The 23921-nt window shown below is 57.4% G+C and carries 20 protein-coding genes and 1 pseudogene; 15 read left to right on the top strand and 6 right to left on the bottom strand.

Going from position 1 to position 23921, the window contains the following annotated elements; genetic code table 11:
* Positions 1 to 3: 3 nt before the first annotated feature.
* The 3 genes from LN050_03220 to aat all read right to left on the bottom strand — a co-directional run bounded on the left by LN050_03220 (position 4) and on the right by aat (position 2386).
* Positions 4 to 777, bottom strand: coding sequence for an IclR family transcriptional regulator (locus LN050_03220; GenBank protein UFS56870.1), 774 nt, complete (start codon positions 775 to 777; stop codon positions 4 to 6).
* Between the two features lie 104 nt (positions 778 to 881).
* Entirely contained in the window at positions 882 to 1631 is a 750-nt protein-coding gene (locus LN050_03215; GenBank protein ID UFS56869.1) for an arginyltransferase, read from the bottom strand.
* Positions 1628 to 2386 (bottom strand): leucyl/phenylalanyl-tRNA--protein transferase, encoded by a 759-nt coding sequence (aat, locus tag LN050_03210; GenBank protein UFS56868.1) that lies wholly within the window; start codon positions 2384 to 2386, stop codon positions 1628 to 1630. Before aat ends, LN050_03215 begins: the two co-directional genes overlap by 4 nt.
* 174 nt (positions 2387 to 2560) lie before the next feature.
* Here aat and LN050_03205 point away from each other — a divergent pair, with 174 nt between their 5' ends.
* Together LN050_03205 and LN050_03200 are read left to right on the top strand one after the other, a co-directional pair.
* Positions 2561 to 3658 carry an efflux RND transporter periplasmic adaptor subunit gene (locus LN050_03205; protein ID UFS56867.1) on the top strand — a complete coding sequence of 366 codons (1098 nt, stop codon included), beginning with the start codon at positions 2561 to 2563 and terminating at the stop codon, positions 3656 to 3658.
* 57 nt (positions 3659 to 3715) lie between these two features.
* Positions 3716 to 6880, top strand: coding sequence for an efflux RND transporter permease subunit (locus tag LN050_03200; protein ID UFS56866.1), 3165 nt, complete (start codon positions 3716 to 3718; stop codon positions 6878 to 6880).
* A gap of 15 nt (positions 6881 to 6895) precedes the next feature.
* On the opposite strand, the gene LN050_03195 is transcribed toward LN050_03200, so the two are convergent.
* Both LN050_03195 and fabI read right to left on the bottom strand, forming a co-directional pair.
* Positions 6896 to 7297: an MAPEG family protein gene (locus LN050_03195; protein UFS56865.1), complete on the bottom strand. Its 402-nt coding sequence runs from the start codon at positions 7295 to 7297 to the stop codon at positions 6896 to 6898.
* 41 nt (positions 7298 to 7338) lie between these two features.
* Complete coding sequence (gene fabI, locus LN050_03190; protein ID UFS56864.1) at positions 7339 to 8139, bottom strand: enoyl-ACP reductase FabI; 801 nt, start codon at positions 8137 to 8139, stop codon at positions 7339 to 7341.
* A gap of 188 nt (positions 8140 to 8327) precedes the next feature.
* Here fabI and LN050_03185 point away from each other — a divergent pair, with 188 nt between their 5' ends.
* From LN050_03185 to LN050_03145, 9 genes and pseudogenes are all read left to right on the top strand, one after another.
* The gene (locus LN050_03185) at positions 8328 to 9140 is read left to right on the top strand and encodes a DUF2189 domain-containing protein (protein ID UFS56863.1); all 813 of its coding nucleotides are present in this window, start codon (positions 8328 to 8330) and stop codon (positions 9138 to 9140) included.
* On the top strand, positions 9137 to 9361 hold the full coding sequence (locus LN050_03180) for a DUF2788 domain-containing protein (protein ID UFS56862.1): 225 nt from the start codon (positions 9137 to 9139) through the stop codon (positions 9359 to 9361). Before LN050_03185 ends, LN050_03180 begins: the two co-directional genes overlap by 4 nt.
* Positions 9362 to 9616: 255 nt before the next feature.
* Positions 9617 to 10215, top strand: a pseudogene (gene rimP, locus LN050_03175) (ribosome maturation factor RimP).
* Positions 10216 to 10271: 56 nt separating this feature from the next.
* The gene (nusA, locus tag LN050_03170) at positions 10272 to 11771 is read left to right on the top strand and encodes a transcription termination factor NusA (GenBank protein ID UFS56861.1); all 1500 of its coding nucleotides are present in this window, start codon (positions 10272 to 10274) and stop codon (positions 11769 to 11771) included.
* A 28-nt stretch (positions 11772 to 11799) separates the two neighbouring features.
* Positions 11800 to 14667 (top strand): translation initiation factor IF-2, encoded by a 2868-nt coding sequence (infB, locus tag LN050_03165; protein UFS56860.1) that lies wholly within the window; start codon positions 11800 to 11802, stop codon positions 14665 to 14667.
* A 24-nt stretch (positions 14668 to 14691) separates the two neighbouring features.
* Positions 14692 to 15063, top strand: a complete 372-nt coding sequence (gene rbfA / locus LN050_03160; protein ID UFS56859.1) for a 30S ribosome-binding factor RbfA — start codon at positions 14692 to 14694, stop codon at positions 15061 to 15063.
* 4 nt (positions 15064 to 15067) lie between these two features.
* Complete coding sequence (truB, locus tag LN050_03155) at positions 15068 to 16048, top strand: tRNA pseudouridine(55) synthase TruB (protein ID UFS56858.1); 981 nt, start codon at positions 15068 to 15070, stop codon at positions 16046 to 16048.
* 93 nt (positions 16049 to 16141) lie between these two features.
* Positions 16142 to 17977: a translational GTPase TypA gene (typA, locus tag LN050_03150; protein ID UFS56857.1), complete on the top strand. Its 1836-nt coding sequence runs from the start codon at positions 16142 to 16144 to the stop codon at positions 17975 to 17977.
* A gap of 118 nt (positions 17978 to 18095) precedes the next feature.
* Positions 18096 to 19223: an enoyl-CoA hydratase/isomerase family protein gene (locus LN050_03145; protein UFS57302.1), complete on the top strand. Its 1128-nt coding sequence runs from the start codon at positions 18096 to 18098 to the stop codon at positions 19221 to 19223.
* Positions 19224 to 19263: 40 nt separating this feature from the next.
* On the opposite strand, the gene smpB is transcribed toward LN050_03145, so the two are convergent.
* Positions 19264 to 19758: an SsrA-binding protein SmpB gene (gene smpB / locus LN050_03140; protein ID UFS56856.1), complete on the bottom strand. Its 495-nt coding sequence runs from the start codon at positions 19756 to 19758 to the stop codon at positions 19264 to 19266.
* 63 nt (positions 19759 to 19821) lie between these two features.
* Here smpB and LN050_03135 point away from each other — a divergent pair, with 63 nt between their 5' ends.
* The 4 genes from LN050_03135 to guaA all read left to right on the top strand — a co-directional run bounded on the left by LN050_03135 (position 19822) and on the right by guaA (position 23906).
* Positions 19822 to 20298 (top strand): type II toxin-antitoxin system RatA family toxin, encoded by a 477-nt coding sequence (locus LN050_03135; GenBank protein ID UFS56855.1) that lies wholly within the window; start codon positions 19822 to 19824, stop codon positions 20296 to 20298.
* Positions 20295 to 20657 (top strand): RnfH family protein, encoded by a 363-nt coding sequence (locus LN050_03130; GenBank protein ID UFS56854.1) that lies wholly within the window; start codon positions 20295 to 20297, stop codon positions 20655 to 20657. The genes LN050_03135 and LN050_03130 overlap by 4 nt, the downstream gene beginning before the upstream one ends.
* Before the next feature lie 71 nt (positions 20658 to 20728).
* Positions 20729 to 22198 carry an IMP dehydrogenase gene (guaB, locus tag LN050_03125; protein UFS56853.1) on the top strand — a complete coding sequence of 490 codons (1470 nt, stop codon included), beginning with the start codon at positions 20729 to 20731 and terminating at the stop codon, positions 22196 to 22198.
* 88 nt (positions 22199 to 22286) lie between these two features.
* Positions 22287 to 23906: a glutamine-hydrolyzing GMP synthase gene (guaA, locus tag LN050_03120; protein ID UFS56852.1), complete on the top strand. Its 1620-nt coding sequence runs from the start codon at positions 22287 to 22289 to the stop codon at positions 23904 to 23906.
* Positions 23907 to 23921 lie beyond the last annotated feature (15 nt).

The raw sequence follows: 23921 nt of genomic DNA, 5'->3' as shown, positions 1-23921 counted from the left end.
CTGTTACAGGTTGTCGTGGTAGCCCAGTGCCGCCGAGATGGTCCGCGCAGTGTTCACCAGCTTGGGCAGCCACGCGTCGTCCAGGCGGCTGGCTGGCGCTGATATGGAAAGACCTGCCACAAGCCGACCTTGGTCGTCACGAATACCGGCTGCCATACAGCGCACGCCCAGTTCCAGCTCTTCGTTGTCGCGCGCAATACCGGTGCGCTGTGCCTCAAGCAGCTCGCGCTGAAGCATGGGTAGCTGGGTGAGGCTGTTACGCGTTTGGCCTGCCAGGCCTGTACGTGTGGCATAGCTGCGCAGGCGCGGCATGTCTTCGCTTGCCAAAAACAGCTTGCCCACAGAGGTGAGGTGCAGCGGCGCCCGCCCGCCAATGGCTCTGACTACCTGCATGCCAGAGCGCTCGCTGTAAGCACGTTCCACGTATACGATCTCATCGCCTTGTCGCACGCTCAAGTTGACAGGCTGTTGAATATGGCGGTGCAGCTCGCGCATAGGGCCTATGGCGGCGTCTCGCACGCTTAGGCGCTCTTTCACAATATTGCCCAGCTCCAGCAACCTCATGCCCAGGCGGTAGCTGCCAGCTTCTGGCCTGTCTACAAAGCGCCCAATCGCAAGGTCGTTCAATATGCGGTGTGTGGTGGAGGGGTGCAGGCCTGCGCCTTCGCTGATGTCCTTCAGCGCCATAGGCTCACGCTGCTGCGCCAATACCTCCAAGAGTACGAAAATGCGCTCTATGACTTGGACGGCTGGCTTGGCGTGTTCTGGCTCGGACATGACTTTATTGGCTGCGGGTTGATGCCGTAACAAGCAACGACATGGTGCAAGCCCATTTTATAGCGTGAAACGCTATGCCACTGTGAACGTTTAGTGCAGTGGGCTCAAGCCGTCACAACGGCCACAGCCTCCCAGCGCTCTTGCAGGTAATGCTCTTGCGGCATAAAGAGGCGCTTGTAGTTCATTTTGTCGCTTTGTGCTATCCAGTAGCCCAGGTACAAATACGCAATGTCGGCTTGGCGCGCTTGCTCTATTTGCCACAACACGGCGTAGGTGCCCAAGCCCGACTTGATACTTGCATCAAAAAACGTGTACACCGCTGACAAGCCGTTATCAAGAACGTCCATGATGCACACCATCACGAGTTTGGCGGCCTGGTTTGGGGTGGCGGGCTGCCAAAACTCGACCAAGCGTGTGTTCACGCGGCTTTGCAGCAAAAACTGTTTGTACTGTTCAACACTGTCGTTGTCCATGCCGCCACCAGCATGCCTGCTGTGTTGGTAGGCCTGATACAGGGCGTAGTGGGTGGGGTCAAATGCGACTGGCAGCACGCGTACGTGCAAGTGTTGGTGGGCCTTGTAGTTGCGCTGCTGACTGCGGTTGGGTTTGAACTGCTGGGTCAGTACCCGCACCGGTACACACGCACTGCAGCCGTCACAGTGTGGGCGGTAGGTGAACAAGCCGCTGCGTCTAAAGCCTGTGGCGACCAGGCTTGCGTATACATCGTCGTGTACCAGGTGACTGGGTGTGGCCACTTGTGAGCGTGCTTGCAAGTTGGGCAAGTAACTGCACGGGTAGGGCGCTGTGGCGTACAGCTGTACCGTGTTGATGGGGAGCTCTTGCGGGTGTGTCATGCCAGTCTTTCGTCCAGCCAGGCCCAGTCGGCTTGGTCAAACGCCCAATTGATCATGGGATTAGTGCATGCCAGCTCAAGCGTTTGTAAAAAGGCGTCTTGCGATATGGGCGCGGCTCCCAACGACGCCAAGTGAGACGTGACCTGCTGACAGTCAATCAGGGCTACCTGCTCGCGCCTGCAAATGGCTACCAGTGCTGCCAATGCCAACTTGGAGCCATTGCTTTGCAGGCTAAACATGGACTCGCCATAGACCATGCGCCCTATGGCTACGCCGTACAGGCCGCCCACGCACACGTCGTCTATCCAGGCGGTGATGCAGTGTGCGTAGCCAGCTTCAAACAGCGCGGTATAGGCCTGGCGCATTTGAGGGCCTATCCATGTGCCCGCCTGGCCGTCTCTTGCAACGGTGGCGCATTGGGCGATGACGTGCTTGAAGTGGGTGTCAACAGCAATGCGCAGCTGATGATTGTTAAGAAAGCCACGCAGCTGTTTGCGAAGGCTTTTGTGCAATTTGAAATGCGCAGGCACGAGCACCATGCGAGGGCTGGTAGACCACCACAAAATTGGCTCGCCGTCGCTAAACCAGGGAAATATGCCTCGGCTGTAGGCGTCTAAAAGTCTGTCTACGCTCAGGTCGCCGCCAGCCGCCAGCAAACCCGGATAGGCTGTGCCGCTGGGCCACGCTTGGCGCGCTGGGGGCAGCGGCTGGTGCGGCTCCAACCATGGCAGGTCAAGTTCTGTGGCGTGCGACATGGCGTCATGCTACCAAGCTGTCGATTTGTTCGCTGAGCTTATTGTGTGAGTCCCGCCGGTATGGCCTGCCTTTCAGTTACAATTTGTTGACCAATCGGTCAATAGCGGCATTCTCAGGTGGTTTTCACCGTGCGCTACGCCATCTGTTTCACCCCTTAGTTTTGTTGTTGCGCCATGTCCTGTTTATTTGCTTCTCGCTTGTTTGCACTTGGCGTTGTTGCCTTTGCCGTTGCCGCCTGCGGTCAGCAAGAGGTCAGGCAAGCCCCTGTGCGGGCCGTGCAGCTGATCACCATCGGCAGTTCTGCTGCGGCTGAAAATGGCTTTACTTATTCGGGTGAGGTGCGTGCCCAGTCTGAAAGCTTGCTGGGCTTTCAAGTGGGTGGCAAGCTGAAAAGCCGCCCCGTTGATATTGGCCAGCGCGTTCAAGCGGGTGACTTGCTTGCCAGCTTGGACAGCAGTGACTATCAGCTGTCTGCAGCCTCTGCCAAAGCCCAGCGGGATGCGGCGCAAAGCCAGCTGGCGCTGGCCACTGCCGACTTGGCACGTTACAAAGATCTGGCTGCAAAAGGCTTTGTGGGCGAGGCGCAACTGCAACGCTACCAGGCCAGCTACAACGCTGCTGTTGCGCAGCTGAGCAGCGCTGCAGCGGGCGCGTCTGTTCAAGGCAATCAGCTGGCTTACACCCAATTGCGTGCGCCCAGCGCAGGCGTCATTACGGGTGCCGAGGGCGAGTTGGGCCAAGTGGTTGGTGCGGGTGCTGTAGTGGTTCGCCTGGCGCACAGTGGTCCGCGTGAAGTGCAGTTTGCCGTACCCCAACAGCGCTTGACCTCTGTCGCGCCTGGGCAAACCGTACAGGTGACCAGCCTGGCTTCAAGTGCCACCAGCAGCGGCAACGTGGTAGACGTGGCAGCCAGCGCCGACCCAGTGACACGCAGTTACTTGGTGCGCGTGCGCCTGGCAGCTGATGCGCAGTGGCCTTTGGGCAGCACGGCGCAAGTCCATGTGGCGACGAAAGATGCTGATACGTCGGGTGGTGAGGCTGAGTTGGCCACCACCAAGTTGCCCAGTACGGCGGTGTGGCTTGACGGTGCGACCAGTGCTGTGTGGGTACTAGAGCCACAGGCCATGACTGTTCTTGCCAAGCCTGTGCAGGTGGTGCAAGTGCTGGACGATGGCTTGTTGGTGAGTGGACTGCAACAAGGTGATGAAGTGGTGAGCGCTGGCGCGCATGCGTTAACGCCTGGCCAAGTGGTGAAGCGTTTTATCAATTAATACCACCTGACCAAGCCGCCACCACCACCCAACTGACTCAAAAGGGTCTGATTTTTTATGTCGTCCACATCAACCAATATAAAACGCTTCAACCTATCGGAATGGGCCTTGAATCACGCGCCACTCACACGCTACCTGATGGTGGTGTTGATGTTGCTGGGTGTCGCAGCCTACTTCCAGCTGGGTCAAGACGAAGACCCACCCTTTACGTTCAGAGCCATGGTGGTGAAGACCTACTGGCCTGGCGCCAACGCGCAGCAAGTGGCAGAGCAGGTGACAGACCGCATTGAGCGCACGCTGCAAGAGGTGCCTTACGCCGACAAAATACGCAGCTACTCCAAGCCCGGCGAATCACAAGTTATTTTCCAGCTTCAAGACGCCTCACCAGGCGCTGAGGTGTCCAACGTGTGGTACACCGTGCGCAAGAAAATCGCCGACACCAAAAGCGCTTTGCCGCAGGGCGTCATTGGGCCGTTTTTCAACGATGATTTTGGCGATGTTTACGGTGTGATTTATGCCGTGGAAGCGCCAGGCTTCACACCCGCGCAAACCAAAGCCTTTGCTGACGACGTGCGCGAACAATTGCTACGCGTGCCAGACGTCGCCAAAGTGGCCTTGTTTGGCGTGCAAGACGAAAAGGTTTTTATAGACATTGCACAAGCCCAGCTGGCCCAGTTGCGCTTGGACTTTGGCCAGGTGTTGGCTCAAATCAACCAACAAAACGCCGTCGAAAGTGCAGGGCGTGCGCGTGCCACCACCAATGCGTCCGATATGTTTGAAGTGCGCGTGGACGGCGCATTCACCAGCATAGAGGCGTTGCGTCAAACGCCTATACGCGGCGCGTCTGGGCAAACCATAGTGCTAGGTGACATCGCAACGGTGACCAGTGGCTACGCAGATCCGCCCAACGTCAAGGTGCGCCATCAAGGTGAGCCAGTCATAGGTTTGGGTGTGTCCATGGCCAAAGGCGGCGACATCATTGCTTTGGGCAAAGCCCTGCAAGAAGCTGTGCCCGGTATAGAGCAAACACTGCCGGTGGGCGTGCGCTTGGTGCAATTGCAAGATCAGCCTAAAACGGTGTCTGAGTCCGTGTTTGAGTTCATCAAGGTACTGATTGAAGCCGTGGTGATTGTGCTGGGCGTGAGCTTTTTGGCGTTGGGCTTGCACAAGGGCGGGCGCTTTGGCTGGTATGTGGATGTGCGCCCCGGCCTGGTGGTGGGCATTACCATTCCGCTGGTGTTGGCCGTGACTTTTTTGTGCATGAAGTATTGGGGCATTGGCCTGCACAAAATTTCGCTGGGCTCGCTGATCATTGCATTGGGTTTATTGGTAGACGACGCCATCATTGCGGTAGAGATGATGGTGCGCAAAATGGAGCAGGGCGCAGACAAAATGCGTGCGGCCGTTTACGCCTACGAAGTCACTGCCATGCCTATGCTGACCGGCACCCTGATTACGGCAGCAGGCTTTTTGCCCATTGGCATGGCGCAGTCCACCGTGGGTGAGTACACCTTTGCTATTTTTGCTGTGACGTCTGTGGCGTTGGTGGTGAGCTGGCTGGTGTCTGTTTACTTTGTGCCTTATTTGGGTACGCGTTTGCTCAAGGTCAAGCAGCATCACCACGCCGCACCAGACGTGGATCTGGACACAGACCCTGAAGAAGCCGAGGTGTTTGACTCGCCTTTTTACAACCGCTTTCGCGCGACTGTGCAATGGTGCGTGGGTAACCGCTGGAAGACCATTGCCGCCACACTGGCGTTGTTTGTCGCCGGCCTGGTGGGTATGGGGCAAGTGCAGCAGCAATTTTTCCCTGACTCCAGCCGCACAGAGGTGTTGGTGGACTTGTGGTTCCCAGAGGGCACATCATTTGAGGCCAACGAGGCGCTGACCAAAGAGGTCGAGGCCACACTGCTGCAGCAAGCTGATGCGGGATCAGTCAGTGTGTGGGTGGGCTCTGGGGCACCGCGCTTTTACCTGCCGCTTGACTTGGTGTTTCCGCAAAACAATGTGAGCCAATTTATCCTGGTGCCCAAAGATATCAAAGCGCGTGAGCGTTTGCGTGCTGAGTTGCCCGCCTTGTTGGCCGACAAGTTTCCGCAAGTTCGTGCGCGTGTGAAGTTGCTGCCAAGCGGCCCGCCAGTGCCTTACCCCGTGCAGTTCCGGGTGTCGGGCGCTGACCCGGTGGTGCTGCGAGAGCTGGCCACAGAGGTAAAGGCCGCCATGCGCGCCAACACCAGCATGCGCGGCGTGAACGACAACTGGAACGAGTCCATCAAAGTGCTGCGCCTTGAGGTAGACCAGACCCGCGCACGCGAGTTGGGCGTAAGTGCACAAAGCATTGCACAAGCCACACGCACCTTGCTGTCTGGCAGCACCGTTGGGCAGTTCCGTGACGGTGACAAGCTGATAGACATTGTGTTGCGCCAACCCGTCAACGAGCGCGATGGCCTGGCCGCGTTGCAAAACGCTTACATCCCCACATCCAGCGGGCGCATGGTGCCGCTGGTGCAAGTTGCCAAGCCTGTGTTCGACTGGGAGCCAGGCGTGCTGTGGCGCGAAGGTCGCCAATACGCCATTACCGTTCAAGGTGACATCATTGACGGCTTGCAAGGCGCCACCGTGACCGCGCAGCTGTTACCCGTGTTGCGCGAGATAGAAGCGGGCTGGGCCGCAACAGGGCGTAGTGGTTACAGCATCAGCGTAGCCGGTGCGGTTGAAGAAAGTGCCAAGGGCACATCATCCATTCAGGCAGGTGTGCCCATCATGCTGTTTGTGGTGTTTACCCTGCTGATGCTGCAATTGCAAAGCTTTAGCCGCGCCTTGCTGGTGTTTTTGACAGGCCCTCTGGGCATTGCCGGTGTGGCCGGTGCATTGCTGTTGTTTGACAAGCCATTTGGCTTTGTAGCGTTGCTGGGTGTGATTGCCCTGATGGGCATGATTCAGCGCAACTCGGTTATCTTGATAGACCAAATTGAACAAGACCGCGCCAAAGGCATAGCCGCTTGGGACGCCATTATTGAGTCCACCGTGCGCCGCTTGCGTCCTATCGCACTCACCGCAGCCGCCGCTGTGTTGGCCATGATTCCGCTGTCGCGCAGCGTGTTCTGGGGGCCCATGGCCATTGCCATCATGGGTGGCTTGATTGTGGCCACGGTGCTGACGCTACTGGCATTGCCCGCCATTTACGCGGCTTGGTTCAATGTCAAGCGCGACACGCCTTAAAGGGCGAAGACAACGCTAAAGAGCACCTGCAACAAACAAGCCCACCACGCACACAATGCCGCCCAGCCAAGTGAGGCTGCGTGCGCTGGGTTTGTCTGCGATATAGCAGTAACCATAGGCCAGGCGAAACACCACAAACAACATGGCCAGTGCGTCTATCACCTGCTCGTCACCACCTGCCATGTGGGCAATGACAACGCCTGCGGCGAAGGCGGGGAATGCCTCGAATGAGTTGAGTTGCGCCCAATGCGCGCGCCGCTTGCGACCGCTCAATTGGTCCAGGTAGGCGCGCGGTGCGTGGTTGTCATAGCGCGCTGGCTTGGCATGTGCGGGGTCTGGTTTGCCAAACTTGGCTGCACCCGTCCATACATATGGCATCAGGGCTGATGCCAGTACGCACCAAAAAGCAATGGTCATAGGTAGCTCTTTTGTAGTGGTTGTTGGCGTGGTTGGTGGTGTTATTCGGCCTCGGACATGCCGCCGACCACATTGCTAAAACCACCATCTACGTAAGTGATCTCTGCCGTTACGCCATTGGCCAGGTCGCTGAGCAGGAAGGCGGCGACGTTGCCCACGTCTTCAATGGTGACATTGCGTCGCATAGGCGCTGTTTGCGCAACTTGGCTCAAAATTTTGCCAAAGCCCTTGATACCGCTGGCAGCCAGGGTTTTGATGGGGCCAGCGCTGATGCCGTTAACGCGAACGTCCTTGGGGCCCAGGGATTCTGCGGTGTAACGCACCGATGCCTCTAGCGAGGCCTTGGCCAAGCCCATGGTGTTGTAGTTGGGCAGCGCACGCTCAGCACCCAGGTAGCTCAACGTCAGCAGCGCTGACTTGGGATTGAGGTAGGGCTTTGCAGCCTTGGCCATGGCCGGGAAGCTGTAGGCGCTGATGTCATGTGCAATGCGAAATGCCTCGCGGCTCAAGCCTTCCAGGAAGTCGCCACCAATGGCCTCTTTGGGTGCAAAGCCTATGGCGTGCACAAAGCCGTCAAATGTGGGCCAAGTAGCAGACAGATCTTTAAACAAGGCGTCAATTTGTGCATCGTCACCCACGTCGCAGTCAAAAATGAGTGTGGAATCAAAATCGGCCGCAAACTCGGTAATGCGGTCTTTGAAGCGCTCACCCACGTAGCTGAAAGCAAGCTCTGCGCCTTGTGCATGACAGGCTTTTGCAATGCCATAGGCAATTGAGCGGTTAGACAGTACGCCGGTAATCAGTAATTTTTTGCCGACTAAGAACCCAGTGCGTTCACTCATTGATATCTCCAAAACATATGGTTGGCTTTTGTGCAAGCTTATTTTGTGCCAGTTAAATGTGGGTGAATTGTCGCATGCCACCCTTGGGGGGCGCGGCGCATTGGGTTGAGAAATATCAAGCCCTCAGGGCTGGCTGGCATATATTGTGGGCTACTCCCTACTGTGAGACCGCTTTGCCACATCCAACCATGCCCCTTGTTCACACCAGCCACACACCTGCACCCGGCCAGCCGCCTGTTATGGACTTTACGGCTGTTGGGCGCTGGTTGCGCCTGGGTGCGCAAGATATGCGACGCAACCCATGGCCAGGCGTCTTGCACGGCCTGGCCCTGGTGGTGGTGGGTTGGCTGCTGATGTGGCTTGCGCGAGATGAGTTTTGGTTGTTGGCCGGCGTCTACTCGGGCTTTTTGATTGTTGGGCCGGTATTGGTCACGGCGTTGTATGAGGTCAGTCGTGGGCAATACTTTGGTTACAAGGTGGACTTGTGGGATGTCTTGTTTGTGTGGTTGTCGTTTGACAAGCGCCTGATTGGGTTTGGCTTGCTGCTGGGCTTGGCGGGTACGGGCTGGGTATTGAGCTCAGCGGGCTTGATCACCGCGTTTTCTGATATCGCCATCAAAAAGCCCCTTGATTTCTTGCATTTTGTGGTGCTGGCACCCGAGGGCTATTTGTTTGAGTGGTGGCTGCTGCTGGGCGGCCTGTTGGCCGCACCCATGTTTGCCTCAAGCGTGGTGGCGCTGCCCATGCTGGTGTCCAGCCGCGCTTCGGTGTGGCAGGCGGTGCTGGCCAGCTGGCGCATTTGCGGTGCGCACCCCGTTCTGATGGCCGCCTGGGCCGCCACGCTGTTCAGTCTGGTGGGCATAGGCATGCTCACGGCCTTGTTTGGCCTGGTGTACGTTGTGCCGTGGTTGGCGCATGCCAGTTGGCATGCCTACGCTGATGCCCAAGCCTGGTTGAATGACCAAGACCGTCGTGCAGGCCGCCAAGACAGGACTGCATGATGCAAGCCAGTTTATGGGGGTTTTCTGAGGGCGACATTGCGCAATTTGGCTTGACTGTCGGTGTAGGGGCGTTTATTGCCTATATGTTGTTTATCGTGTTTTCGCTGGCTAAAGAATCAAAAGCGGGCAAGTTCGGCACCTTTATATTGTTTTTGGTGCTCAGCTTTGGCATGTTGGGTTTTGTTGCCAAGCAATTTATCAAGTGGTTTTTGGGAATGTAGGCTGCAACGCATTGAATTAGTTCAAAAATCGGGTTAAAATGCTAGCTTCACGACCAAATGGGCGGGTTTACACCGCCCATTTTTTTGGCTTCGCCCAACGTACGGTGTGCTTGTGCTGATGTTGTCTTGTCTGTGTCTGGGCTCGGTCTAGGTGTGTGCAAGCGGCTGTTGGTGCGGCGTCGTGTGTTAGGGCGTTGTTTTGTTTGTGTCGTTGGTTTTTATAGTTGTTGTGAATTGAAGGGTTGATTCGGGCGCATGTCTTGGCAAGAAGCAGTAACCACCAGTGTGACTGGTTTGGGTTTTGATTTGGTGGAAATTGAACGTTCCGCCGGAGGCCTGCTGCGCATCACCATTGATATGCCCTTTGTTGCGGATCAGCCCGAGCAGCTCATTACCGTCGAAGACTGTGAGTCTGTGACCAAGCAGTTGCGTTTTTTGCTGGAAGTTGAAAACGTGGACTACAACCGTCTTGAAGTCGGCTCGCCCGGTATTGACCGTTTGCTGCGCGGCGACGCGGATTTCGCCCGCTTCGTCGGTGAGGTGATTGACATCACCTTGAAAGAGCCCATTGGCTCTACCGATTCCAGCGTGTCAGCGAACCGGAAAAATTTCGCGGCACCCTGGAAGACCCAGGTGTGCAAGCCCCAGAGGGACAAGGCAAACAGTGGCAACTGGTGTGGAGCGATGCGCCACCAGTGAAGCCAGGCGTGCGCGTGAGTAAAAAGCGCCAGGAAGCACCGCTTCAGGCCATGCAGTTCGAGTTTGCCGATGTGCGCGAAGCGCGTTTGGCACCTATTGTTGATTTTCGTGGGCGCAAGCCCAAGGTCGCACCCGCGCCCAGCGCGGCGACCTGAAGCAAGTTGTTAAGTTTTGAATATCGTTTTGAGTTTTGAAAGGCAGGCGAGTTGACATGAATCGCGAACTGTTGATGTTGGTAGATGCGATCTCACGCGAGAAAAGCGTAGAGCGCGACGTGGTGTACGCCGCCGTTGAATTGGCCTTGGCCTCAGCCACTAAAAAGCTGTACCCAGACGATGTAGACATTCGCGTGTCTATTGATAAAGACACTGGCGAGGCTGAGACCTTCCGCCGCTGGTTGGTTGTGCCCGACGAGGCTGGCTTGCAAGTGCCAGATGCTGAAGAAATCTTGTCTGACGCCCGCGAGGAAGACCCTGAAATTCAGGTGGGTGACTACATTGAAGAAGCCATTGAGACCATGCCGATTGGCCGCATTGGCGCAATGGCGGCCAAACAGGTGATTTTGCAGAAAATCCGTGAAGCCGAGCGCGAAATGATTCTGGCCGACTTCATGGCCAGAGGCGAGAAAATTCTGGTAGGTGCCGTCAAGCGCCTGGACAAGGGCGACATCATTGTTGAAAGCGGCCGTGTTGAAGGCCGTTTGCGTCGCACCGAGATGATCCCCAAAGAGAACTTCCGCCCTGGCGACCGTGTGCGCGCCATGATCATGGAAGTGGACACCACTTTGCGCGGTGCCCCTATTTTGCTGTCACGCTCAGCGCCTGGTTTTATGGTGGAGTTGTTCCGCCAAGAGGTGCCTGAAATCGAGCAAGGCACGCTGGAAATCAAATCATGCGCCCGTGACGCAGGCTCACGCGCCAAAATCGCTGTGGTGTCCCACGACGCACGCGTAGACCCCATCGGTACTTGTGTGGGTGTTCGCGGCTCACGCGTCAACGGCGTTACCAACGAGCTTGCAGGCGAGCGCGTTGACATTGTGTTGTGGAGCGAAGACCCAGCGCAGTTCGTCATTGGTGCGCTTGCACCCGCCAACGTCACATCCATCGTGGTTGACGAAGAGCGCGGTGCCATGGACGTGGTGGTTGACGAGGAAAACCTGGCCATCGCCATTGGCCGTGGCGGTCAAAACGTGCGTCTGGCCTCTGAGCTTACAGGCTGGCGCATCAACATCATGACGGCCGACGAGTCGGCGCAAAAGCAGGCCGAAGAAGCGCAAAGCGTGCGTGGTTTGTTCATGGAAAAGCTCGATGTTGACGAAGAAATCGCTGACATCCTGATCGAAGAAGGCTTTACCAGCCTGGAAGAAGTGGCCTACGTGCCGCTGCAGGAAATGCTGGAAATCGAAGCCTTTGACGAAGACACTGTCAACGAGTTGCGCACACGTGCCAAAGACGTGCTGCTAACCCTTGAGTTGGCGCATGAAGAAAACGTTGAAGACGTCTCGCAAGATTTGCGTGACCTTGAAGGTTTGACGGTTGAGTTGATCTCCAAGCTGGCAGATGCGGGCGTGCATTCACGCGACGATTTGGCTGACTTGGCTACAGATGAGTTGCAAGAGATCACCGGACAGTCAGAAGAAGAGGCGCAAGCCCTGATCACAAAAGCCCGCGAGCATTGGTTTGCGGCAGACGACGCTCAAGAGCAGTCTTGATCACGGAGGCCCACAGGAAAGAAGTTTTATGACCAGTACAACCGTCGCAGAATTAGCAGCTGAGCTGCACAAGCCAACTGAAACCCTATTGGAGCAACTCGCCAGCGCGGGCGTGACCAAAAAAGGTTCTACAGATACCGTGTCCGATGCGGACAAGCAACAATTGCTGGCGCACTTGCAAAGTGCTCATGGCACTGCTGCACCTGCGCGCAAAAAAATCACACTGGTTAAAAAATCGACGTCCGAAATCAAGCAGGCTGACGCGCGTGGCGGTGCCCGCACCATTCAGGTTGAAGTGCGAAAAAAGCGCACCTTTATCAGGCGTGACGATGAAGCCGTAACCGCCAAGCCAGACGTGCCAAGCGAGCAAGACCTGGAGCTGGCCCGTCGCGAAGCCGCTGCCCAAGTTGAGGCCGAGGCAATTCGTCAAGAAGAGCAAGCCCTTGCCGCACAGCGCGCTGCCCGCGAAGCTGAAGAGGCGCAAGCCGCTGCTGAGCAAGCGGCCCAACTGGCCCAGGCAAGCGCTGCTGAAAGCGCCGAGCCTGCAGTCGATGCTGCAGACAGCGGTGAAGCCAAAGCCAAGGCCACACGTGCCGCAGCGCGTGCTGTCGCTGACGCTGAAGCGGCAGCAGCCAACCAATTTGCCGCCAAAAAAGCTGTGCCTGTAGTGAGCGCTGACGAAAAAGCAGCAGCTGCCAAGGTGCAGGCCGCGTCTGACAAAGCTGCCGCCAGCAAAGCTGCCGATGACAAAGCCAAGGTAGACGCCGCTGCCGCCACACAGGCTGAGGTAGAGCGTACAAAGGCCTTGGAGATTCGCCGTCGCAAGGCTGAGGCGGAGGCTGCAGCCATTCGCGAAATGATGGCCACACCTCAGAAAAAGGTGTTGGTGGCCAAAAAGCCCGAAGAAACAAAAACGGAAGCGGCCAAGCCTGCAGCCGGCGCACGCAAGGAAATCAAGTCAGAGAATTTGTCGTCCACCTGGAAAGACGAAGCTGGCAAGAAAAAAGAAATCAAAACCCGTGGCGACACCACAGCCGGTCGTGGCAATTGGCGCGGTGGTCCCAAAGGCGGTTCACGCCGTGGCGACAAGCGCGGACGCGGCGAAGAGTCAACATTTGTTGTGCCTACCGAGTTCAAGGCCCTGGAAATCCACGTGCCAGAAACCATTACTGTGGCCGAGCTGGCGCACAAGATGGCCATCAAGGCGTCTGAGGTCATCAAAGAGCTGATGAAGATGGGCCAAATGGCCACCATCAACCAGCCTTTGGACCAGGACACCGCCATGATTGTGGTGGAAGAGTTGGGCCACACAGCCGTGCAGGCTGCGCTTGACGACCCAGAGGCATTTACAGAAGAAGAGGCGTCAGCGCACGACTCCGAGCTGCTGCCGCGTGCACCAGTGGTTACCGTCATGGGCCACGTTGACCACGGTAAAACATCGCTGCTGGACTACATCCGCCGAGCCAAGGTGGCTGGCGGTGAGGCTGGTGGTATCACGCAGCACATTGGCGCTTACCACGTTCAAACCGAGCGCGGCATGGTGTCTTTCCTTGACACACCTGGACACGAGGCGTTTACCGCCATGCGTGCCCGTGGTGCTCAAGCCACCGATATTGTCATTTTGGTGGTGGCTGCTGATGACGGCGTGATGCCGCAAACCAAGGAAGCGATCAAGCATGCGAAAGCAGCTGGCGTGCCCTTGGTGGTGGCCATCAACAAAATGGACAAGCCCGATGCCAACCCAGAGCGCGTCAAAGGCGAGCTGGTGAGCGAAGAAGTGGTGCCAGAAGAATACGGCGGCGACTCACCGTTTGTTGAGGTGTCTGCCAAAACAGGCGCCGGTATTGACAACTTGCTGGAGCAAGTGTTATTGCAAGCCGAAGTGCTTGAATTAAAGGCGCCTGTTGACGCAATGGCCAAGGGTATCGTGATTGAAGCCCGCCTGGACAAAGGCCGTGGCCCAGTGGCCACCGTGCTGGTGCAGTCTGGCACCTTGAAGGCTGGCGACGTGGTGCTGGCTGGTCACAGCCATGGTCGCGTGCGCGCCATGCTGGACGAGAACGGCATGCCTGCCAAAACAGCTGGCCCGTCTATTCCGGTTGAGATCCAGGGTTTGCAAGAAGTACCAGCCGCTGGTGATGACTTTATGGTCATGCTGGACGAGCGTCGTGCCCGCGAAATTGCAACCTACCGTCAAGGCAAGTTCCGCTCTACCAAGTTGGCCAAGCAGCAAGCGTCAAAGCTTGAGAACATGTTCAGCCACTTGGGTGCGGGTGAGGTGCAAACACTGCCGCTGATCATCAAGGCAGACGTGCAGGGCTCGCAAGAGGCGCTGGCAGCCTCGTTGCTCAAGTTGTCCAACGACGAAGTCAAGGTGCAAATCGTGATGGCAGGCGTGGGCGGTATCAGCGAGTCTGATATCAACCTGGCCATTGCCTCCAAGTCTGTGGTGATTGGCTTTAACGTGCGAGCCGACGCAGGCGCGCGCAAGGCGGCTGACAACAACGAAATTGACGTGCGTTACTACAACATCATTTACGACGCCGTAGATGAAGTTAAGGCTGCCATTTCCGGCATGCTGGCACCAGAGCGCCGAGAAGAAGTCATAGGCGGTGCAGAAATTCGCACCGTGTTTGTGGCTTCCAAGATTGGTACGGTTGCAGGCTGTATGGTTACCAGCGGTCAAGTTACCCGTTCGGCGCACTTCCGCTTGCTGCGCGAAAACGTGGTCATTTACACCGGCGAGATCGACACCCTCAAGCGCCTCAAGGACGACGTGCGCGATGTCAAGGAAGGCTTTGAGTGTGGTATCAAGCTGAAAAACTACAACGACATCAAAGAGGGCGACCAGCTCGAGTTCTTTGAAGTCAAGGAAGTGGCGCGTCGCCTGTCGTAAGGCAGAGCAGGGCACAGCAACCATATGGCCATCAAAAAATCATCAACACCCAACCGGGGCTACCGGGTGGCCGATCAGATCCAGCGCGATTTGTCGGAGTTGATCGCGCGCGAGTTGAAAGACCCGCGCGTGGGTATGGTCACGATTCAAAGCGTTGAAGTCACACCAGACTATGCGCATGCCAAGGTGTTTTTCAGCTTGTTGGTGGGCGACCCCATCAAGACTGAAGAAGCACTGAACCAGGGTGCAGGCTTCTTGCGCAATGGCTTGTTCAAGCGCTTGCACATCCACACCGTGCCGACACTGCACTTTCACTTTGACCGCACGGCAGAACACGCCGCGGACATGAACGCCTTGATCGCCAAGGCCGTTTCATCCAGGGCCAAGGACGACTGATTCCATGAACTCACCGCAACAGCAGCGGCGGAGTTCGGTGACGCGTCGCCCCGTGCACGGGGTGTTGCTGCTGGACAAGCCCATAGGACTCTCAAGCAACCAAGCCTTGCAAAAGGCCAAGTGGTTGTTGCGCGCCGAAAAAGCCGGCCACACAGGCACGCTTGACCCGCTGGCTACAGGCATGCTGCCGCTGTGCTTTGGCGCCGCCACCAAATTCAGCCAGTTGCACCTGGACGCCAACAAGGCCTACATAGCCCATGTGAGGCTTGGTGTGACCACGACTACCGCTGACGCCGAGGGCGACGTGCTTGAGACCAGGCCGGTACCAGCCCTGGACCAAGCCGCTCTGGATGCGGTAGCTGCTCGGTTTGTGGGCGACATACAGCAAGTGCCGCCCATGTATTCAGCGCTTAAAAAGGATGGCAAAGCCCTTTACGAATACGCGCGCGAAGGTGTCACGCTTGAGCGTGAGGCCAGGGCGGTACATATATTTGACTTGCAATTGACACCAACGGCTGATCCAGGCGTGATCAGCTTGCGAGTGTCCTGCTCAAAGGGCACCTACATACGCACCTTGGGTGAAGACATTGGCGCGGCCATAGGTTGTGGTGCGCATTTGGCCAGTTTGCGCCGTACCCAAACGGGCGGCTTTACGCTGGATGATGGTTGCGCCCAGCATGGCACGGTGTCACTCACCGAGCTGGAGGCCATGGCCGACGATATCCGCTTGCAGACTTTGCTGCCTGTGCACAGCCTGCTGCCCGATGTGCCAGCCGTCACATTGGCCAGTCATGATGCAGGACGCTTTTTAAGCGGCGTGCGCTTGCGTGGTGAGCAATACGGCAAAGCCCAGCCACTGGTTGCCGTTTGGGGTGACGCGCCGCAAGCCTTTTTGGGCTCTGCGCACACCGCCGGTGGCGAGTTGATTCCCACCAGGTTGTTAAGCCCTGTGGAAGTGTCTCAGTGTGTGGCGCAAGTGCATTAGCCAAGCGGTGCGCGCAGCGGTTTTAGCAAGTTCTAAGATTTTGAGTTTTAGGTTTTTGAGTTTCTAGGTTTTTTAAGGGTTTGAGGATTTTTCATGACAACGCCTATTCGTAACATTGCCATCATTGCCCACGTTGACCACGGCAAAACAACCATGGTTGACCAATTGCTGCGCCAGTCCGGCACGTTTGCAGACCACGAAAAAGTCGTGGACACCGTGATGGACAACAACGCCATCGAGCGTGAGCGCGGCATTACCATTCTTGCCAAAAACTGTGCCGTGAGCTGGGAAGGTACACACATCAACATCGTTGATACTCCAGGACACGCGGACTTTGGTGGTGAAGTTGAGCGCGCCTTGTCCATGGTTGACGGCGTTGTATTGCTCATTGATGCGCAAGAAGGCCCCATGCCACAAACGCGCTTTGTGACCAAGAAAGCCTTGGCCTTGGGCCTACGCCCCATTTTGGTGGTGAACAAAGTTGACAAGCCAGGCGCGCGCCCCGACTTTGTTGTCAACGCTGCGTTTGACTTGTTTGACAAGTTGGGTGCTACCGACGAGCAGTTGGATTTTCCGGTGGTGTACGCCTCAGGCATCAATGGCTGGACGTCCATGGACGAGGGCGCACCCGGTGAGCAGTGGGGCCCAGACATGGCTGCCTTGTTCAACACCATTTTGAGCCACGTGCCAGCACAAAGCGGTGACGCGCAAGCGCCATTGCAGTTGCAAGTCTCGGCACTGGACTTCTCTACATTCGTGGGCCGCATTGGCGTGGGCCGCGTCAAGCAAGGCACCATCAAGCCACAAATGGACGTGGTGGTTATGGAAGGCCCTGACGGCAAGTCTTACAAAGGCCGTATCAACCAGGTGTTGAAATTCCAGGGCCTGGAGCGCGTACAGGTTACAGAAGCCGGCCCGGGCGACATTGTGCTGGTTAACGGTATTGCAGACATCGGTATTGGCGTAACCATTACAGACCCGCTAAAGCCCGCACCACTGCCCATGTTGACCGTGGACGAGCCAACGCTCACCATGAACTTCTGTGTGAACACCAGCCCACTGGCCGGTCGTGAAGGCAAGTTTGTGACCAGCCGTCAGCTGTGGGACCGCCTGCAAAAAGAGCTGCAACACAACGTCGCGTTGCGTGTTGACGAAACCGACGAAGAAGGTATTTTTGAAGTACGTGGCCGTGGTGAATTACACCTGACCATTTTGCTGGAAAACATGCGCCGCGAAGGCTACGAACTGGCTGTGTCCAAGCCACGCGTGGTGTTCCGTGAAATAGACGGACAGCGTTGCGAGCCAATCGAGCTGGTCACAGCAGACATCGAAGAATCGCACCAAGGTGGCGTTATGCAGGCACTGGGCGAGCGTAAAGGCGAGCTGGTGAACATGGAGCCCGATGGCCGTGGTCGCGTGCGCCTGGAGTACCGCATTCCAGCGCGTGGCCTGATTGGTTTTACCAACGAGTTCTTGAACTTGACCCGTGGCTCTGGCCTGATCTCCAACATCTTTGATGGTTACGAGCCTCATAAAGGCGATATCGGTGGCCGCAAGAATGGCGTGCTCATCTCCATGGACGACGGTGAAATTTTCACCTACGCCCTGGGCAAGCTTGACGACCGTGGCCGCATGATGGTCAAGGCCAACGATCCTGTATACGAAGGCATGATTGTGGGCATCCACAGCCGTGACAACGACTTGGTTGTTAACGCCACCCGTACCAAGCAGCTCACCAACTTCCGCGTCAGCGGCAAAGAAGATGCGGTCAAGATCACGCCTCCAATCGACTTGACACTGGAGTACGGTGTTGAATTTATTGAAGATGACGAGCTGGTTGAAATCACACCAAAGAGCGTTCGTTTGCGCAAGCGTCACTTGAAAGAGTCAGACCGCAAGCGCGCGGGTCGCGACACCAGCATGGGTTAATTCCCGCTAAAAAGGGCGCCTAGGCGTCCTTTTTGCTATGTACGTTCTGCTGGCCAGCAGCCACTGTGTGCTGTTGGCCACTGATGCAAGCGGTGCACCACAGGCCGCAAGGATACAAATGACCAAGTCCCTCACACCATCACCTTCATTTCAACTGGATACCGAGTTTGTGAACGCCTACGTGGGCGGTCGCGTTGGCCTGATCAGCCTCACGCGCCCCAAGGCGCTGAACGCGCTAGACCTAGGCATGGTGCAAAGCATTACGCAGTGTCTTGAGGCCTGGCAAGACGACGATGCGGTGTTGGCCGTGGTTATTCGCGGCAGTGACAAAAACGGCCCATTCGGCCATTTTTGTGCTGGGGGCGACATTCGGTTTTTTCACCAAGCTGCACTGGCAGGTGACACAGCGCTGGACGACTTCTTTACGCAAGAGTACGCGCTAAACCACCTCATACACAAATACCCCAAGCCCTACATCGCCTTGATGGACGGGGTGGTAATGGGCGGCGGCATGGGCATTGCGCAGGGCGCCAGCCTGCGCGTGGTCACACCGCACAGCAAGCTGGCCATGCCAGAGACCAATATTGGCTTGTTTCCAGATGTAGGCGGCGGCTTTTTCCTGAGTCGCGCACCGGGTCGCATAGGCGAGTACTTGGGCCTTACTGGCGAGGTCATACACGCAGGGGACGCCATTGCATCGGGCTTGGCCGACATATGCGTGGAAAGAGGCCGCTTGGCCACCTTGTGGCAAGAGTTGCAAGATACGCCCTTTGAAAGCGCCGAGGCGGTAGAGCGTTGGGTGCAAGGCAAAGCCAGCCCCGCACCGCTGCCTGAAGTCTTTAAAGACCGCACGCATATTGACGCCGTGTTTGGCCTTGATACGGTCAGCGAAATGGAAGCCATGCTCGCAGGCATGGAGGGCGAATGGGCTAGCCACACGCTGCAAGTGCTCAGAGCCCGCTCACCGCTGATGCTGCACGTGGTGCTGGAACAAGTGCGCAAGGCCCGTGGTATGACCCTGGCCGAAGACCTGCGCATGGAGCGCGACATGGTCTACCAATGCTTTAACTGGCGCGCAGGGGCTGCCAGTGAAACGGTTGAGGGCATTAGGGCCTTGGCGGTGGACAAAGACCATGCGCCCCAATGGAACCCGCCCAGCATCGCCGGTGTCGGTGAGGACATGGTGCAGGTGTTTTTCAAGTCGCCCTGGGGCGAGCATGAGCATCCGCTGGCGCATCTGAGCTGAGGCACAAGCCCGCTGACCCAGCCGCTACCGCGGTGACGCGTTATTTGTGCCGCTCTTTCATGGCGCGCTCAACCTCGCGTTTGCCCTCGCGTTCCTTGATGGTGGCGCGTTTGTCGTATTCGGCCTTGCCTTTGGCCAGGCCTATGTCGCATTTCACACGGCCGTTTTTCCAGTGCAGGTTGAGTGGCACCAGTGTGTAGCCGCGTTGTTCCACCTTGCCCACCAGGCGGCGGATCTCGTCCTTTTTGAGTAGCAGCTTCTTGGTGCGCACCGCGTCCGCTCGCACGTGGGTAGACGCGCTGATCAGCGCGTTGATCTGGCAGCCAATGATGAACAGCTCCTGGTTGCGAATGACCACATAGCCGTCTGTCAGCTGGACCTTGCCCTGGCGCAACGCCTTGACCTCCCAGCCCTCCAGAACCATACCGGCTTCAAAAGTGTCCTCAATGGCGTAGTCGAAACGCGCGCGCTTGTTGTCCGCAATTTTGGCGGGCAATGGCTTTTTGGGCTTGCCTGATGCGTTAGATGTGGCCATAGAAGTTAAGTGCAGCGCTTTGCCTACAATGCAAGGTATGCATTGCGCAAAGCCCACTATTGTATGAAAACCGTTCGCAAGTCTGTTTTACTTCACCACAGCCCCCAACGCATGTTTGATTTGGTGACAGGCGTTGACCAATACCCCCAGTTTTTACCCTGGTGTGACAAGGCCCAAGTGCTGTCGCAAGACGGCGCTGGCATGACGGCGCAAGTGGGCATTGCATTGGGTGGCTTGCACCAAAGCTTTACCACGCGCAACACCCACACCGTGGCCCAAAGGCCAGATGAGTCCACCCTGGTGCACATGCAGCTGGTTGACGGCCCGTTTTCTCACCTTGAGGGTGAATGGACTATTACGCCACTGGGCCAGCCAGACCAGCAGGGCCATGTACAAGCGTGCAAAGTGAACTTCACGCTAACCTATGCCTTTGCCAGCAAAACACTGGCGATGCTGGTAGGCCCTGTGTTTGACAAGATTGCCGCCACCATGGTGGAGGCCTTTGTGGCGCGCGCAGACGCGACTGCTCATCAGCCATGAAGCAAGACACCAAGCGCATGCAAATACAGGTGATGGCCTCAACAAAGCCCCGGCAGCTGCAAACGCTGACGCTAGACCTGGACGTGGGCACCACCACGCAACAGGCCTTGCAGCACATTGCCACGCACGCAGACTGGCAAGTTGCAGCCAACAGCGCGCTGGCAGGCGAATGGACAAGCGCCTTGTGGGGACGAAAAATTGGCCTAACTGAAGTGCTGCGTCATGGCGACCGCCTGGAGTTGTGCCGCCCCTTGCTGGTAGACCCCATGGTGGCCAGGCGCGAGCGTTTTGCCACCCAGGGCGCGCGGGGCGCCGGCTTGTTTTCAAAGCGCCGGGCAGGGGCAAAAGCGGGCTATTAGGCCAAACCGCTCGCTGTGTATACAGCGCCGCCCAGACGTAACGTTAAAATTGCGTTCTTTGGAGCTTTTACATGCGGCTGCTAGGTCAAGCGCTTACTTTCGACGACGTGTTGTTGGTACCTGCGTTTTCGCAAGTCCTGCCCAAGGACACCCACCTCACCACCCAATTTACGCGCCAGTTGCGCTTGAATTTGCCATTGGTCTCAGCAGCCATGGACACCGTGACCGAAGCCCGCTTGGCCATTGCCTTGGCGCAAGAAGGCGGCATTGGCATCGTGCACAAAAACCTCACCGCGTCAGAGCAGGCCGCGCAAGTGGCCAAGGTCAAGCGCTACGAGAGCGGCGTGGTGCGAGACCCCGTTGTCATCACTCCTGGCCACACCGTTCGCCAAGTCATGCAAATGTCTGAAGACCTTGGCGTGTCTGGCTTTCCGGTGGTAGACGCCGGCAAAGTAGTGGGCATTGTGACGGGGCGTGACTTGCGCTTTGAAACACGCTTTGACCAAACCGTGGCCGAGATCATGACGCCGCGTGAGCGTTTGATAACCGTGCCAGAAGGCACCACACCAGAGCAAGCCAAAGCGCTGCTGAACAAACACAAGCTGGAGCGCTTGCTGGTTATTACAGCCGACTTTGAGCTGCGCGGCCTGATCACCGTTAAAGACATCACCAAACAGCTCAACTTCCCCAATGCGGCGCGCGACGATGCGGGCCGCTTGCTGGTGGGCGCCGCAGTAGGCGTAGGCGCAGGCACAGAAGAGCGCGTTGAAGCGCTGGCAGCCGCTGGTGTTGACGCCATAGTGGTTGACACAGCACACGGCCACAGCCAAGGCGTGCTGGACCGCGTGCGCTGGGTGAAGAAACACTTCCCACACATTCAGGTGATTGGCGGCAACATTGCCACTGGAGCGGCAGCACTTGCGCTGGTAGAAGCCGGTGCAGACGCCGTGAAGGTTGGCATTGGCCCAGGCAGCATTTGCACCACCCGCATTGTGGCCGGTGTTGGTGTGCCACAAGTCACAGCCATTGACAACGTGGCCACTGCGCTAAAAGGCACTGGCGTGCCACTCATCGCAGACGGCGGCGTGCGCTACAGCGGTGACGTGGCCAAAGCCATTGCCGCAGGCGCCAGCACGGTCATGATGGGCGGCATGTTTGCCGGCACAGAAGAGGCGCCGGGCGAGGTGATTTTGTACCAGGGCCGCTCATACAAAAGCTACCGCGGCATGGGCAGCATTGGCGCCATGCAACAGGGCAGTGCAGACCGTTACTTCCAAGAGTCCAGCACCGGCAACCCCAATGCAGACAAACTGGTACCTGAGGGCATTGAGGGCCAAGTGCCCTACAAAGGCTCTGTGGTGGCCATTTTGTACCAGCTCGCCGGTGGCGTGCGTGCGTCCATGGGCTATTGCGGTTGCGCCAGCATTGACGACATGCAAAACAAGGCCGAGTTTGTGCAAATTACCACGGCAGGTGTGCGTGAGAGCCATGTACACGACGTGCGCATTACCAAAGAGGCGCCCAACTACCGGGGCAACTAGTCGCCTTGGCCAGCGCTTAAAATAGCCACAGTCACTAACAGTTAACCAACCACACCGGGCCTGTTTCACCACAGGCCCGTTTGCATTGATGTCACACGAAAAAATCCTCATTCTTGATTTCGGCTCACAAGTCACCCAACTCATAGCGCGTCGCGTGCGAGAGGCCCATGTGTTTTGTGAAGTACACCCCTGTGACGTAACAAGCGACTGGGTGCGTGACTACGCCGCAGACGGCAACCTGAAAGGCGTGATTCTGTCTGGCAGCCACGCCAGCGTGTACGAAGAGTCCACCGACGCCGCTCCTGACGCCGTCTTTGAGCTGGGCGTACCCGTGCTGGGTATTTGCTACGGCATGCAAACCATGGCGCAGCAGTTGGGCGGCAAGGTGGAGGGCGGTCATACGCGTGAGTTTGGCTACGCCGAAGTACGCGCACACGGCCACACCAAATTGTTGGACGGCATTGCCGACTTCACCACCGCCGAAGGCCACGGCATGCTCAAAGTGTGGATGAGTCACGGTGACAAGGTCACAGGCATGCCTGAGGGCTTCAAGCTCATGGCATCAACGCCAAGCTGCCCCATAGCAGGCATGGCGGACGAAGCGCGCGGCTACTACGCCGTGCAGTTTCACCCAGAGGTGACACACACCGTGCAGGGCAAAGCCATGTTGGAGCGCTTTGTACTAGACGTTTGCAAGGCCCAGCCCGACTGGATCATGGGCGACTACGTTGAAGAAGCCGTGGCTCGCATCCGCGAACAAGTGGGCGACGAAGAAGTTATTTTGGGCTTGTCCGGTGGCGTGGACTCGTCTGTCGCAGCTGCGCTCATACACCGCGCCATTGGTGACCAGCTCACCTGTGTGTTTGTTGACCACGGTTTGTTGCGCCTGAACGAGGGCGACATGGTCATGGAAATGTTTGAGGGCAAGCTCAACGCGCGCGTGATTCGCGTAGACGCTGCCGACTTGTTTTTGGGCAAGCTCGCAGGCGTGTCTGAGCCAGAGGCCAAGCGCAAAATCATTGGTGGCTTGTTTGTAGACGTGTTCAAAGAGCAGGCCGCCATACTCAAAGCAGGCGACGGCGGCCACAAGGGCGCGACGTTTTTGGCGCAAGGCACCATTTACCCCGACGTGATCGAGTCTGGCGGTGCCAACAGCAAAAAAGCCGTCACCATCAAAAGCCACCACAACGTGGGCGGCTTGCCAGAGCAACTGGGCCTTAAGCTGCTAGAGCCGCTGCGCGAATTGTTTAAAGACGAAGTGCGTGAACTGGGCGTGGCCCTGGGCCTGCCGCACGCCATGGTGTACCGCCACCCCTTCCCAGGCCCAGGCTTGGGTGTGCGTATTTTGGGCGAAGTGAAAAAAGAATACGCCGACTTGCTGCGCCAAGCCGACGCCATCTTCATCGAAGAGCTGCGCAACCACACCGACGCCGAAACCGGCGCCACCTGGTACGACCTCACCAGCCAAGCCTTTGCTGTGTTTTTACCGGTAAAAAGCGTAGGCGTCATGGGCGATGGCCGCACCTACGAATACGTGGTGGCCTTGCGCGCCGTGCAAACCTCAGACTTCATGACAGCAGACTGGGCCGAGCTGCCCTACGCGTTGCTCAAGAAGGTATCTGGTCGCATCATCAACGAAGTACGCGGCATCAACCGCGTGACCTACGACGTGTCCAGCAAGCCGCCTGCCACTATTGAGTGGGAGTAACTTTCTAGCTGGCCT

The sequence above is a fragment of the Comamonadaceae bacterium M7527 genome, from assembly GCA_021044545.1.
Taxonomy (GTDB): Bacteria; Pseudomonadota; Gammaproteobacteria; order Burkholderiales; family Burkholderiaceae_C; genus RS62.
The sequence above is the reverse complement of the archived record's forward strand: the minus strand, read 5'-3'. Positions and strand labels throughout refer to the sequence as shown.